Below are 12236 nucleotides of genomic sequence, written 5' to 3'. Positions count from 1 at the left end.
CTAGGTCCTGTGGAGCAGTTGGAGTGCTCGCCGCCCTGTCAAGGCGGAGGTCGCGGGTTCAAGTCCCGTCAGGACCGCAAACGTCGAAGGCCGCGCCAGTACGCGCGGCCTTCGACATATCGGGCAGGTGACCCGGCCCGTCGGTGATCTCGACGGCCAGGTACCATGACCCGAAGCACGGCCAGGTAGCTCAGTTGGTACGAGCGTCCGACTGAAAATCGGAAGGTCGGCGGTTCGACCCCGCCCCTGGCCACATAGCCTTTCGCCGGGCTATTGCGGTCCCCACCAGCGGAAACGTCGGTGGGGATCTTGCTTGTGGCCTCCGCGCGTCGACGGCCATTCGGCCGGCCAGGTGTCTGGGCCGGTTGTCTCCGCCCCGGCTCGCGTGCAGGGAGACCGCCGTCCCCGGCCCGGCAGCCTCCCTCGCGAACCGCACGGATTGCTAACCGGCGCAACCAGGTACGCCAAAGCAGTTGTTCGGCCGGTTCTTGACCACGATGGTGCCGGTGGCGGTGTTCAACTCGACCGTTCCATTGATTACGTTGAAGATCCCCCCGCCGTCGGTGGTGGCGATATTCTTGACCACCTTCGTGTCGAAGAGACTGACGGCGCCCCCGAACGTGTTGAATATGCCGCCGCCCTCGTCGCCCGCCTGGTTTCCGGTGACCTTTGTTCGCCGTAACACCAGGGAGCCGGTGTTGTAGATGCCGCCAGCATCGGTGGCGGCCGTGTTGTTTTTGATGTTGCTGTTCTCGACCACAACGGAGGAGCCCGGGTTTATTCCGAGGCCGCCCACGAGGCTGGTGGTGGCGACATTTTCGGAAACGGTGACCGATTTGAGGGTGAGTTGTGTGTCGAGGTTAACGAGGATGCCGCCGACCTCCATCGCGGTGTTGTTCGTGATGTCGGTGTCCGTCACGGTGCCGATTCCGATAAACATGACAAGGCCGCCGCTGCCGAATGAGGAGTGATTGGCGTTGATGGTACTGCTGTCGATCTGGACTTCCACCGCGCCGAAGACCCCAGCTCCGATGAAAGCGGTGTTGGCGCGTACGTGAGTCTTGCGGATCTTGAGTACGCCAAAGCTGAGGACCCCGCCACCGAAAACGGCGGAGCGATTGTCATCAACGGACGAGTGGTTTAGGTGGGTAACGCCGTTGTTGGTGATGCCCCCGCCGTTACCGTCGGCGATGTTTCGGGTGATAGCGCTGTCGTTGGTGGTGAGTCTGCCACCGGGGTTGACAAGGATTGCGCCGCCGTCGCCGGTGGTGTGTCCGCCGGTGAGTTTGAGGTCGTTGAGGGTGAGGTCGCCGCCGATATTGATGGTGAGGATGCGGAACTGGTCGGCGGTGGCGGCGCGTTCGATGGTGGTGTGTTTGCCGCCGTTGAGGGTGATGGGGGTGGTGATGGTGGGCAGGCCAGCGCCGTCGAGGTTGGTGGTGAGCAGGTAGGTGCAGTCTTTGGCGAGGTCGAGGGTGGCGCCGCCGCGGGCGTTGGCGAGGGTGATCGCGGCGATGAGGGCTTCGGCGTCGCAGGGCACTGGGGTTCCCTTGGGCTGCTTGCCCTTCATCCCGGTGCCCTTGCCGTAGTGCATGCCCCTGCCGTCGTCGCGGGTACCGCGGCGCTCGTCAACGGAGGGGGCGTCGCCGGCGGCAGCGACGTCGTGTTTGATCGCGCTGGCGGCTGGGGTGGCGACCGCGCCGCCGGTGCTGAGGGTCAAGCCGGTCATGCCGGCCAACCCGACGGCCCACCACCGGTTTCTGGCTCGGCGTGCCCGGGGCGTGTCTGGTTCGTGGTCGTGGTGCGGTTGGGCCATCACAGTCTTGGTCTCCTTTCTCCGTGAACGGCGAGCAACGCACCACCCTGCGGTGGCTGTTCCCCGGCTACCGGGCAGGCGATAGCGACCACCTTCAGCTAATCCCGACACTGGCCCCACATCGACACGAACACGAGAAACACGCTTAAAAGGGACATAGATGCGGCGCGAATCAGGCCAACGGCCGGACCTCCCGACCGATCCGGGCGGACAGGGCCAACCCGAACGCTTGGTGGTGCTCGGATCAGGTCACAGCGGAGCAGTCCGGTCCAGCCGCCAGGACGGATCTGCGGGGGTTGGTGTCACCGCAAGCCCCGCACACCCTTCGGGGGCGCCCAGCAGCCCTGCCCCATCGAGGCGAGGTAGTCGTAGGCGGTTTCGGTGGGTGGGCACGGCCACCTGCAGCCACAGACCGAGCACCGGTCCACGCGTGGCCAGTGTTCGGTGATGATTCGCCGAGCGGACAGGAGCATCCGGTTGCGCAACTGGGCTGCCGACAGCTGACCACGGGCGCGATCGGGCATCGGTGGCCGTCACCGGGAGTCGGCCCGCTGCCGGGCCAGCGGGGTCATCAACGGCCGGGTATCAAAGATCACCGTTGATTGGTTGCGGAGTGGGTGGTAGGCACCCGCCCGTGCCGCGTACCGAGTCGTCGGTCCGGTCGTATCCACACGCGCGGGCTGACGGCCGAAGCGGTGCTTGGCGCCAGTCCGTATGGGTGCGGACTGGTCGATGAGTCGCCGCCAGGCATTACGGATGTTTCGCATGAGGATTGCCCTCCCTCGGTACTGCTACAGCGGTTGGCTCCCGTCATGATGTCGCTGCTGTGTCGCCGAGCACGGCGGCACAGCACATGGCAAACCACCCACATTGGCGGCGACATTCAGGCGACAGATAGCTATGGTGATGACCATGACTACCCCCAACACCGCGCTTCGAGCTGTCCGTGCCGGGATGCGGATGAGCCAGGACGACTTCGCCCGCGCGCTGCAGGCAGCCGGCCACCGGGCCGGAGAACCGAACGACGCCAACAAGCGGCTGGTACAGCGGTGGGAGTCCGGCGCGATCGCTGCTCCCAGGCCCGTCTACCTCCGTGCGCTGGAGGTGGTTACCGGCCTCCCTATCGAGCTGCTTGGTTTCGCCGCGTTGCCGGGCGCTCAGGTCAAGGCTGATCGCGAGGGGGGCCACGATCTGACATCGTCGATGTCGGATCTGGCTACGCCGGAGCCAGCGGCCCGCCCCGGCACCCCGCACGGCACTTACGTGGGCGTGTGGCTCAGTCGCTATCAGTTCTACTCGAGCGGCCGCGGTGAGTCTTACGCCGGGCAGCACTACGTGGTGCTGTTGCAGCACAGTGACCGGCTGACCGTACGTAGCCTCCCGAACTCCGCCTCGTCGTCGCTGGCGCTGGATCTCACCGTGGATGGCAGCGTCATCACCGGGACGTGGACCGAGCAGACGGCCGAGGAGGGCTACTACCGAGGCGCCCGCTATCACGGAGCGATTCAGCTACTCGTCGAACCGACCGGCAGACGTATGACCGGTAAGTGGGTCGGCTTCGGTAAAGCCATGGATATCAACACTGGCCCATGGGAGCTGGTGTTCCAGGACAACTCGACCAGCAAGGCCACTCTGGACCGGTACAACACTCTGCCCCAGGACCTTCCCGGATAGCGCGTCGTCTCCCTGGGCGTTGAGGGCACCCCCGGCGTGATGCCGGCGGCCGGCACCCTGGCCCGCCAGCCGCGTCGAACAGACCGGGCCCCGCCCCTACCGGAGTGCGGCGGGAGCGGGGCCACTGTGGGGCCGATGTCGTTCGGTTCGCTAGCCGGCGCAGCCGGGGACGTTGACGCAGTTGTTGGGTCGGTTCTTGATCACGATCGTGCCGGTGGCGGTGTTCAGGTTCACCGTGCCGTTGTCGTTGTAGATGCCCCCGCCGTCAACGACGGCGACATTCTTGATGATCTTTGTCGCGATGAGGTCGAGGGTGCCGGTGGCTTCGTTGTAGATGCCGCCGCCCTGGTTGCCCGCCTGGTTACCGATGACCTCCGTCTGCTGGAGGACGGTCTCTCCGGCGTTGTCGATGCCACCCCCGTCGGCGGTAGCGGCGGTGTTGTTCTTGATGGTGCTGTCCCGGACGACGAGGAATGCGCCAGTGGAGACCACCGCCCCGCCCCCAGACTGGCTCGTCGCGGTGTTGTCCGCGAGGAGCACCTTCTCGAGGGTGACCTGGCCGGGGGAGTTGAGCAGGAAACCGCCGCCCTGGGGTGCGGCGTTGTTCACGATTCGGGTGTGCGTCAGGGTGTGCGTTCCCGAACCCAGCAGCAGCCCGCCGCCGGCGTCGCTGGCCTGGTTGTGAGCGATGACGCTGTGCGTGGCGCTCATGTTGCCAAGGCTGAAGATGCCGCCCGCCTCACTTCCGTTGTTCGACTCGACCTGAGACTTGATCAACGTGAGCAGGCCGGAGTTGAAGATCCCGCCGCCGAACACGGCAGTGTTGCGGCTGACGGTGGAGTGGTTGAGGGTGGCCACGCCGTTGTTGCGGATGCCGCCACCGCTGTCCCCGGAGATGTTGCGGGTGATGGTGCTGTGGTTGGTGGTGAGCGCCCCGCCGGTGTTGACGAGGATTCCGCCGCCGTCGCTGTCGGTTTGCCCGCCGGTGATGGTGAGGTGGTTGAGGGTGAGGTCGCCGCCGGTGTCGACGGTGAGGATTCTGAACTGTTCGACGGCGGCGGCGCGTTCGATGATGGTGTGCTTGCCGCCGTTGAGGGTGATGGGGGTGGTGATGGCGGGGAGGCCGGCGTCGTCGATGATGGCGGTGAGTAGGTAGGTGCACTTGCTGGCGAGGTCGAGGGTGGCGCCGCCGCGGGCGTTGGCGAGGGTGATCGCGGCGATCAGCTTGTCGGTGTCGCAGGGGATGGGAATGCCCTTGGGTTCCTTCTTGCCCTTGCTCTTTTCGTCGGATGTGCCGCGGTGCCCGTCGGTCGTGGGCGTCTCCGGCGTCCCGGGGCGGTCCGCGGTCTTGCCGGGGCGGTCCTCGGCGCTGGTCGGGAAAGGTCGGGCGGCGTCCGCGGGGGCGGCGGCAACCCCGACAGTGGTGAGGGCCAAGCCAGTCATCCCGGCCAGTCCGAGCGCCCACCATCGTGGCTTTGGGCGGCGTTGACGTGGCCCGCTCGGTTCGTGTTGGTGGTGCTGATGGTTCATCGCGCTCCGGTGTCCTTCCCCGTTTACGGACGAGGAGTCGCCCAGTGCGGTCCGGTGTGGCGCTCCTCGGGCTACCCGGTAGGTGGCAACCAACCCGAGTAAAATCCGTCATAAGGCGCTTAAGGGGTAGATATGCGAATAAAGACCCCCAAACGAGATGCGAGCCTGCTTACATGCGCCGGGTAGTCGCCTTGAGCTGCGGTAGCTTTGCATCCCGTGACAGCACCTGAGATCAACGTTGCCAGCCCGGGAGACCGTGAGCGCGTCGTCGGCTCACTTGTCGCCGCCTTCGAGAAGGACCCCCTTCTGCGATGTTATTTTCCCGACCAGGCGACCTACCCTGAGTACGCCACTGTCTTCTTCGGGTACCTCTTCGACAAGCAGGTGCATCAGCAAACGATCTGGACGATCGAGCGCGGAGCGTCGGTCGCGATCTGGCAGGCGCCGGGGGCGGGGGACGAGGAGCTGGACGGCGTTCTCGCCACTCACCTCCCCGCCGACGCGCTGAGCCGCTTCGATGCCTTCCATCGGGCGATGGACGCGGCGCTGCCCACAGAGCCGTTCTGGTACCTCAGTGTCCTGGGCACCCATCCCGAAAGTATGGGTCGTCGATGGGGCCACGCGGTCATGGCGATGGGGCTGCGGCACGCCGCCGCGGCGGGTCTTCCGGCGGTCCTGGAAACCAGCAACCCCGACAACGTCGAGATGTACCGGCGGGCCGGCTGGGAGGTGGCGAGCACCTTCGAGGAGCCCCTGCCCACCTGGATCATGCGGCAGTCGACGCACTGAGCTACCGGCCCCAACCACCTTGGTAGGACCGGCGGCATTGAGCGAGGCAGGACCGCCGGCGCGGTCGTTGAGCGAGGCGCCGGCGGTCACCGCCTCGATGCGTAGTAGCAGTCAGCAGCAGCTCGACTGGGTGCCGCTGCCCGCCGTCTCCTTCGCCGCGGTCGGGGTGCAGCACGCGCCCTCGGTCGCCGTCGCCCCGGCCGGGGTGCAGCAATCGCTCTCGGTCGCCTTCTGGAGTTGGTCGGAGTCGGCCTTGACGGTGTAGACCTCCCACGGCTCCTTGCCGGGGCCGTGCACCCAGACCTTGTCCTGGAGCGCATAGCAGCACTCGGTGTTCTGCTCCTCCAGCGTGGTTAGACCGGAGTCGGCGAGCCGCCGGGTCGCGGCGTCTACCTCGTCGGTGCTGGGCACCTCGACCCCCAGGTGGTCCAGCGCGGTGGCCTGGTCCGGCTCACCTTCCAGGAGTACGAGCTTCAGCGGCGGGTTCGCCACGGCGAAGTTGGCGTAGCCGGGGCGGCGCTTGGCCGGCTCGGTGTCGAACAGCTTCGAGTAGAAGGCGATCGAGCCTTCGAGGTCGGAGACGCGGAGCGCGAGCTGTACCCGGGACATGGTTTTCCTCCTGTGGGTTCGATCATCTGGTTGTCGGCGTGGTGGTACGACGCCGGCTTGGCTGTCTAGATGCTTCTCGAAGCAAGCTCTAGTCTGCTCTCTGATTTGAAGACTGTCAACCTAGAGGATTATCTAAACAGCTCTCAGCTTCGCTGCACCCCGGGCCCGTTCGCTATCGATCGGGCGGTGGCCGGCTGCGGAACCTCGATGTCGAGCCGGGGCTCTCCCGCTCGGGGGTGAAGGACATGGGCCACGAGCGCGGCGACCAGGCAGAGGGCCGCGGGCAGGACGAACGTGTAGTTCAGGGGCATCAGCTGGGTGAGCGGCCCGATGACGGCGGGTCCGCCGAGCATGCCGAGGTACCCGAGGCCCGCGACGCGGGAGACGTTGGTGCCGGCAGCATCCGGGTCGGTGTGACCGGCCGCGCTGAAGAGCTGCGGGACGGCGCCGGAGAGGCCGATTCCGAGCAGCGTCCACCCGGCGAGAGCGAGTGGGATCGACGGCGCGAGCGCGATGGTGGTGAGGGCGAGCGCAGCCAGCGCAGAGCCGTACCGGACGATGGCCACCGGGCCGAAGCGGGCGGCGATGGTGTCGGTGAGGAAGCGTCCAATCGTCATGGCGGCGGCGAAGGCGCCGTAGGCGAGCGCGGCGGTGGCGGCGGGGGCGTCGAACGCGTCGCGCAGGGACAACGTGCTCCAGTCGTTGGCGACGCCTTCGGTGAGCATCAGGATCAGTGCGAGCCCGGCGAGCGCCCAGATGCGCAGGGGAGTTTTGGCCCGGCGGCTCCTGGTGGCGCTAGCTGGGGTCCGTGCGCCGGTCTTCGTCGGCAACGACAGCAGTGCGGGTGCGGCGACGGCGGTGGCTGCCAGGCCGAGGAGGCTGACCGTGGCCAGCGTGGTGGTTGGGCTCCAGTCCCAGCTGAGGGTCCGTGCGCCGACCAGCGCGGCGAGGACGCCGCCGACGGAGAACATGGCGTGGAACGCGGACATGATCGGGCGCTTGTAGCCGGCCTCGACCTGCACCGCGTGGGCGTTCATGCTGACGTCCAGGCAGCCGTTGCCGATACCCAGCACCAGTAGTGCCAGGCCCAGTGCCCCGGCGTTCCCAGCGAAGGCGGGCGGGATCAGCGTCGCGCTGCACAGGGCCGCGCTCAGCGGGACGATCCGACGCGCGCCGAAGCGGTCGGTGAGGGGTCCCACGACGTGCATCCCGACGAAGGCGCCGGCACCGAGGAGTAGCAGGAGCCAGCCGAGTGTGGCGTGGCTGACGCCGGCCCGGTGCTCGATGACCGGGATATGGACGACCCAGATCCCCAGGATGAAGCCGTTGAGGGTGAAGTAGGCGAAGGTGGCCAGCCGGGCCGCCCGTAGCGATTCAAACATGCGAGCGAACATAGCAAACATCTTTTTTGTTCGGACCTCGAAATTTGAACGCAACTGGTGTTCAATAGGGGGATGGCGAGCGTGGACCGACACCGACAGATCACCGATGCCGTACGCCGGGCCGGCCAGCTCAGCGTCGCGGAGCTGGCGGAGCAGACCGGCACCTCGGAGATGACCGTCCGTCGGGACCTGGAGCTCCTGGCCGAGCAGGGCCTGCTCGAGCGCTACCGGGGCGGGGCCAGAAGCGTGCTGCTGCGCGGCGACGAACCCCCGTTCGCGCTTCGGGCGAGCGACGGCGTGGAGGTCAAACAACGAATCGGCGCGGCGGTAGCCGAGATGATCGCGGACGGCGAGGCGGTCGTCATCGACGCCGGCACCACCTGCCTCGCGGTGGCCCGCGCACTGGCCCGCCGCCGCCTGACCGTCATGCCGCTGTCCTTGCACGCGACCAGCGCCCTCGTCGGTGCACCCCAACTGAGGCTGCTCCTGCCTGGTGGGGAGCCCCGCCCCGGCGAGTTGGCGCTGACCGGCCCCCTGGCGGAGGCATCCCTCGCCGCGCTGCGCTTCGACACCGCGATCGTCGGCTGCTGCGGCCTGACCGCCGCCAACGGGCTGACCGCGTACGACCTGGCTGACGCCGCGATCAAGCGCGCCGCGATAGCCGCGGCCCACCGCGTCATCGTGGTAGCCGAGGCGGCCAAACTCTCCCGTACCGCCCTCGCCCTGGTCGCTCCCGCCGCTGCGCTGCACGCCGTCGTGACCACCGACGACGCCCCCCACGAGGAGGTGGACGCCCTGAAAGCCCTCGGTGTTGCCGTACGCCAGGTGTGATCTGTGAGCCGGTCTCCCGTGGGGCCAGATCGTGGGGATGCGCTGGGGTGCTCGATAATCCGGGTGACAGCGGCGGTGTGGGCTGCCTACCCTGACGAAGTTCCGTTTCCCCTGCTCTAGGCCGCTGCCCTGGGAGAGAGATTTTATGATCCAGCCCGCGCCGAGCGCGCCTCGCTGCACCGTCCAGTAGTCCGCAGTTCCCGATACCGCTCCTTCCGAGCGGTAAGTGACCGGACTCTTCCGGTGCCTGACTCAGCCACCCATGCTCGGCCCGCGTATGCCACGACGGGTCGGTGCGAGGCTTGCTCGGCCTGCTCTTGCTGTCCCTAACGACATCTCAGCAAGGAGCACCCCGGGTGTCCAACACCAAGAAGACTCTCTCGCGTACGTCGCAGAACATCCTGAAGATCGACACGTTCTCCTGCGTTCGGTGCGGCCTCACCGTGTCCGCCGCCGCCGGAGACGGCATCCGGCGCAATCACTGCCCGTCCTGTCTGCACTCCCAGCACGTTCACGATCACGTCGAGGGCGGTCCCAGTGACTGTCAGAGCAGGATGTCGCCGATCGCCATCGCCGTGCTCCGCACCGGCGACTGGATGGTCATCCACCGCTGCGTACGCTGCGATGAGCTGACCTCCAGCCCCATCTGCGCCGACGACAACCAGCTCATCCTGATGCGTATCGCCGTGCGACCACTGGCGCAGCCCTCGTTCCCGCTCGAGACCTTCGGCGACCTCTGAATCGACTGGAGGTATCGACGATGCCAAGGCGGAGCAGAAGCGCGCACGAGCGGGCACGGGCCAACCGGCGGCCACAGCGACACAAGGACGTTCTCCACCGTCAGGGTGGGCATCGGGCGAACGACTTCCGATGCGTGGGCTGCCGGCTGGACGTGTCGTCCGACGCGCCCGGCACCACGCACCGCAATCACTGCCCGAACTGTCTGGCCAGTCTGCACGTGGACCGGCGAATACCCGGCGACCGAGCCGCGAGCTGCCGTGGTCGGATGGAAGCGTTGAGCATGTCGGTGCGGCCCGACGGCGAATGGATGATCATTCACCAGTGCCGCTCCTGCGGTGAGCTCAGCGCCAACCGGATCGCCGGCGACGACAACGCACTGATCCTCGTACGGTTGGCGGTGAAGCCGTTGCGGGATCCCGGCATCGCCCGGCGCGTGTTTCTCGTACCGTGATCGTCCGATCGGCACCTGACCGCTGAGGTCTACCGGCGGAGTGGGCTCGGCGAGCTGAGCTGACCCAGTTCAACTCGCCGAGCTTCCACCCACGTTGACTCGCCGACCGGCCTCATGCCACTTCGGACTGTCAGTGGATCGCCGCTACTCTGGCGTGATGTCCCAAGACCAACCGATGCGGGCGGAACCGGCCCCGATTCCCCGTTCCGGCGCGCGACTCGGGCAGGAGTACGACCAGCTTCGAAAGACCGGCGACGTGCATCAGGTGCTGCTGCCGGATACTTCATTGGCCTGGCTGGTCACCAGCCCGGAACTGGTCTCCCGGGCGCTGGCCGACCCCCGCCTGGCCCTCAACCGAAAGCACAGCCGGGGCGGCTGGTCCGGATTCGCGCTGCCGCCGGCCCTCGACGCGAACCTGCTCAACCTGGACGCACCCGATCACACCCGACTGCGCCGCCTGGTCGGCCCGGCCTTCAGCCCACAGCGGGTCGCCGCACTGCGTCCCCGGATCGAACGAACCGCCGAAGAACTCGTGGACACGGTGGTCGCCACGGGCAGCCCCGTCGACCTGGTCACCGGCTACTGCACGCCGCTCTCTGTCCAGGTCATCGCCGACCTGCTGGGCGTACCGGAAGCCAGGCGCACCGATCTCCGGGCCTGGACCGACACGATGCTCACCAGCTACCCACCGGACCGGGACGCCATCCGGCAGGCGGTCGTCGAACTGCACGGCTACGTCGTCAACCTGATCGAGGCGAAGCGACAGCGACCCGGGGACGACCTGCTTAGCGCCTTGGTCGCCACCGAACAGGAGGGGGACCGGTTAACCCGGGACGAACTGACCTCACTGGCCTTCCTGATCCTGTTCGCCGGGTACGAGAACACCGCCAACCTGATCGCCTCGACCGTGCTGCGCCTACTTGGCCATGGCAGCCTCCGTGGGGCGCGGGCTTCCGAGGCGATCGAGGAGACGCTGCGCCTCGAACCGCCCGCACCCGCCGCCATCCGTCGCTTCCCCATCGAGGAGATGACCATCGGGGGCGCCACGATTCCGGCCGGCGACACCGTGCTGCTGAGTATCGCCGCCGCCACCCGGGGGACGGATGGAAACTCCGCGCGGCTCGCCTTCGGCAACGGCCCCCACTTTTGCCTCGGTGCGGCCCTGGCCCGGGTCGAGGCCGAGGAAGCGATCACCGTACTGGCCCGGCGGCTGCCCAGCCTGGCACTCGCCGCACCCGGGGCGCCGGTCCGGTGGCGGCCGACGTTCCGCACGCATGGCCCGGCCGAACTCCTGGTCACCTGGTAGTAGAGCCCGGGTTGGCCCGTGCGGGCCCTACCTCGCAGGTAATGGACAGCGAGAAGTCGGCGACGGACGATGCTTGGATGACCGTCACGAGACCGGCCGTTGGGGTGATGCTGCGGGACTGGCGTCGTCGGCGCCGACTCAGCCAGCTGGAGCTCTCCATCCGAGCCGACATCTCCACCCGGCACCTCAGCTTCCTGGAGACCGGCCGCTCCGCACCGAGCCGGGAGATGGTTTTGCAGCTGGCGGACCGGCTGGACCTGGCGTTGCGGGAGCGGAACCGGTTACTGCTGGCTGCCGGATTTGCGCCGGTCTATTCGGAGAACTCGCTGGACGCTCCGCCCATGAGTGTCATCCGCTCCGCCATCCGGCAGGTGCTCGATGGGCACGAACCGTATCCCGCCGTCGTCGTTGACCGGGGCTGGAACCTGGTAGCGGCCAACGAGAGCCTGTCGGTGCTTACCGAGCTGGTGGCACCCGAGTTGCTCGTACCACCGGCGAACGTCCTTCGGGCGAGTCTGCATCCGGAAGGGCTGGCCCCACACATCGTGAACCTGGGTGAGTGGCGGTGGCACCTACTGCATCGGCTGAGCCGGCAGGTGGAGTTCAGTGGCGACCCCGAGTTGGCTGACCTTGAGGAGGAGCTGCGTGGCTACCCCGGCGGCGAAGCCTATGCGGGTGGCCCGGAGCCCAACGGCATCGTGGTGCCGGTGCGGCTACGACGGGGCGGCCGAGTGCTCAACCTCTTCACCACGGTGGCAACCTTTGGTACGCCGTTGGACGTAACCCTCTCCGAGCTGTCGATCGAGTCGTTCTATCCCGCCGACGAGGAGACCGGGCGAGAACTGAGAAGCCGGCGCTCGGCCTCCGGCTGACCACTCGGCTGCCGGCTGGACCACTCGGCCTCCGGCTGGACCACTCGGCCTCCGGCTGGGCCACTCGGCCTCCGGCTGCAGACTGGCCCTGTGGGTTCCGGCTCGTCGGCGCCGGTGCGGACTGCTGGCGAGCGAGTGGTTCCCTACGACATCGCCGCGATCCGCGCTGGCTGGGGCAGTCGCTCTACGCGGCGCCTCGGGTGTCCGGCTGCATCGGCTCCGTGGGTGAGGTGAT

General features: G+C 67.5%; 13 protein-coding genes and 2 tRNA genes. 9 read left to right on the top strand and 6 right to left on the bottom strand.

The window, feature by feature from the left end; translation table 11 throughout:
• Positions 1-3: 3 nt before the first annotated feature.
• Both SALPAC4_RS0109070 and SALPAC4_RS0109065 read left to right on the top strand, forming a co-directional pair.
• Positions 4-77 (top strand) — tRNA-Asp (locus tag SALPAC4_RS0109070).
• A 102-nt stretch (positions 78-179) separates the two neighbouring features.
• Positions 180-253, top strand: a tRNA-Phe gene (locus SALPAC4_RS0109065).
• A 189-nt stretch (positions 254-442) separates the two neighbouring features.
• On the opposite strand, the gene SALPAC4_RS0109060 is transcribed toward SALPAC4_RS0109065, so the two are convergent.
• From SALPAC4_RS0109060 to SALPAC4_RS28400, 3 genes are all read right to left on the bottom strand, one after another.
• Positions 443-1729, bottom strand: a complete 1287-nt coding sequence (locus SALPAC4_RS0109060; RefSeq protein WP_019870055.1) for an autotransporter outer membrane beta-barrel domain-containing protein — start codon at positions 1727-1729, stop codon at positions 443-445.
• 389 nt (positions 1730-2118) lie between these two features.
• On the bottom strand, positions 2119-2340 hold the full coding sequence (locus SALPAC4_RS28405; RefSeq protein ID WP_019870054.1) for a hypothetical protein: 222 nt from the start codon (positions 2338-2340) through the stop codon (positions 2119-2121).
• A gap of 9 nt (positions 2341-2349) precedes the next feature.
• Positions 2350-2583, bottom strand: a complete 234-nt coding sequence (locus SALPAC4_RS28400) for a hypothetical protein (RefSeq protein ID WP_026272130.1) — start codon at positions 2581-2583, stop codon at positions 2350-2352.
• A 133-nt stretch (positions 2584-2716) separates the two neighbouring features.
• Here SALPAC4_RS28400 and SALPAC4_RS0109045 point away from each other — a divergent pair, with 133 nt between their 5' ends.
• Positions 2717-3490, top strand: coding sequence for a helix-turn-helix domain-containing protein (locus tag SALPAC4_RS0109045; RefSeq protein WP_018817030.1), 774 nt, complete (start codon positions 2717-2719; stop codon positions 3488-3490).
• Positions 3491-3640: 150 nt separating this feature from the next.
• Here the strand turns inward: SALPAC4_RS0109045 and SALPAC4_RS27730 are convergent, their stop codons facing one another.
• Positions 3641-4933, bottom strand: a complete 1293-nt coding sequence (locus SALPAC4_RS27730) for a hypothetical protein (protein WP_019870053.1) — start codon at positions 4931-4933, stop codon at positions 3641-3643.
• A 303-nt stretch (positions 4934-5236) separates the two neighbouring features.
• Here SALPAC4_RS27730 and SALPAC4_RS0109035 point away from each other — a divergent pair, with 303 nt between their 5' ends.
• Positions 5237-5809 (top strand): GNAT family N-acetyltransferase, encoded by a 573-nt coding sequence (locus SALPAC4_RS0109035; RefSeq protein WP_019870052.1) that lies wholly within the window; start codon positions 5237-5239, stop codon positions 5807-5809.
• 111 nt (positions 5810-5920) lie between these two features.
• On the opposite strand, the gene SALPAC4_RS0109030 is transcribed toward SALPAC4_RS0109035, so the two are convergent.
• Both SALPAC4_RS0109030 and SALPAC4_RS0109025 read right to left on the bottom strand, forming a co-directional pair.
• Complete coding sequence (locus SALPAC4_RS0109030; RefSeq protein WP_019870051.1) at positions 5921-6418, bottom strand: ArsI/CadI family heavy metal resistance metalloenzyme; 498 nt, start codon at positions 6416-6418, stop codon at positions 5921-5923.
• Positions 6419-6561: 143 nt separating this feature from the next.
• The gene (locus SALPAC4_RS0109025) at positions 6562-7812 is read right to left on the bottom strand and encodes an MFS transporter (protein ID WP_019870050.1); all 1251 of its coding nucleotides are present in this window, start codon (positions 7810-7812) and stop codon (positions 6562-6564) included.
• A gap of 60 nt (positions 7813-7872) precedes the next feature.
• Between SALPAC4_RS0109025 and SALPAC4_RS0109020 the strand changes: the two genes are divergently transcribed.
• From SALPAC4_RS0109020 to SALPAC4_RS0109000, 5 genes are all read left to right on the top strand, one after another.
• Positions 7873-8631 (top strand): DeoR/GlpR family DNA-binding transcription regulator, encoded by a 759-nt coding sequence (locus tag SALPAC4_RS0109020; protein WP_019870049.1) that lies wholly within the window; start codon positions 7873-7875, stop codon positions 8629-8631.
• Positions 8632-8987: 356 nt separating this feature from the next.
• Positions 8988-9371: an RNHCP domain-containing protein gene (locus SALPAC4_RS0109015; protein ID WP_019870048.1), complete on the top strand. Its 384-nt coding sequence runs from the start codon at positions 8988-8990 to the stop codon at positions 9369-9371.
• A gap of 20 nt (positions 9372-9391) precedes the next feature.
• Complete coding sequence (locus SALPAC4_RS0109010) at positions 9392-9823, top strand: RNHCP domain-containing protein (RefSeq protein ID WP_027645073.1); 432 nt, start codon at positions 9392-9394, stop codon at positions 9821-9823.
• A gap of 157 nt (positions 9824-9980) precedes the next feature.
• Positions 9981-11129, top strand: coding sequence for a cytochrome P450 family protein (locus SALPAC4_RS0109005; protein WP_019870046.1), 1149 nt, complete (start codon positions 9981-9983; stop codon positions 11127-11129).
• A 41-nt stretch (positions 11130-11170) separates the two neighbouring features.
• Positions 11171-12001 (top strand): helix-turn-helix domain-containing protein, encoded by an 831-nt coding sequence (locus SALPAC4_RS0109000; RefSeq protein ID WP_019870045.1) that lies wholly within the window; start codon positions 11171-11173, stop codon positions 11999-12001.
• The last annotated feature ends 235 nt before the right edge of the window (positions 12002-12236 follow it).

The sequence above is a fragment of the Salinispora oceanensis genome (assembly GCF_000383575.1).
In the GTDB taxonomy this organism is placed as follows: domain Bacteria; phylum Actinomycetota; class Actinomycetes; order Mycobacteriales; family Micromonosporaceae; genus Micromonospora; species Micromonospora oceanensis.
This window is presented reverse-complemented; position numbering and strand designations above follow the sequence as displayed.

Coding starts and splice junctions, on each gene's coding strand:
- SALPAC4_RS0109060 (WP_019870055.1), bottom strand. CDS start 1,729: ATGACCGGCTTGACCCTCAGCACCGGCGGCGCGGTCGCCACCCCAGCC.
- SALPAC4_RS28405 (WP_019870054.1), bottom strand. CDS start 2,340: ATGCCCGATCGCGCCCGTGGTCAGCTGTCGGCAGCCCAGTTGCGCAAC.
- SALPAC4_RS28400 (WP_026272130.1), bottom strand. CDS start 2,583: ATGCGAAACATCCGTAATGCCTGGCGGCGACTCATCGACCAGTCCGCA.
- SALPAC4_RS0109045 (WP_018817030.1), top strand. CDS start 2,717: ATGGTGATGACCATGACTACCCCCAACACCGCGCTTCGAGCTGTCCGT.
- SALPAC4_RS27730 (WP_019870053.1), bottom strand. CDS start 4,933: ATGACTGGCTTGGCCCTCACCACTGTCGGGGTTGCCGCCGCCCCCGCG.
- SALPAC4_RS0109030 (WP_019870051.1), bottom strand. CDS start 6,418: ATGTCCCGGGTACAGCTCGCGCTCCGCGTCTCCGACCTCGAAGGCTCG.
- SALPAC4_RS0109025 (WP_019870050.1), bottom strand. CDS start 7,812: ATGTTCGCTCGCATGTTTGAATCGCTACGGGCGGCCCGGCTGGCCACC.
- SALPAC4_RS0109020 (WP_019870049.1), top strand. CDS start 7,873: ATGGCGAGCGTGGACCGACACCGACAGATCACCGATGCCGTACGCCGG.
- SALPAC4_RS0109010 (WP_027645073.1), top strand. CDS start 9,392: ATGCCAAGGCGGAGCAGAAGCGCGCACGAGCGGGCACGGGCCAACCGG.
- SALPAC4_RS0109005 (WP_019870046.1), top strand. CDS start 9,981: ATGTCCCAAGACCAACCGATGCGGGCGGAACCGGCCCCGATTCCCCGT.
- SALPAC4_RS0109000 (WP_019870045.1), top strand. CDS start 11,171: ATGGACAGCGAGAAGTCGGCGACGGACGATGCTTGGATGACCGTCACG.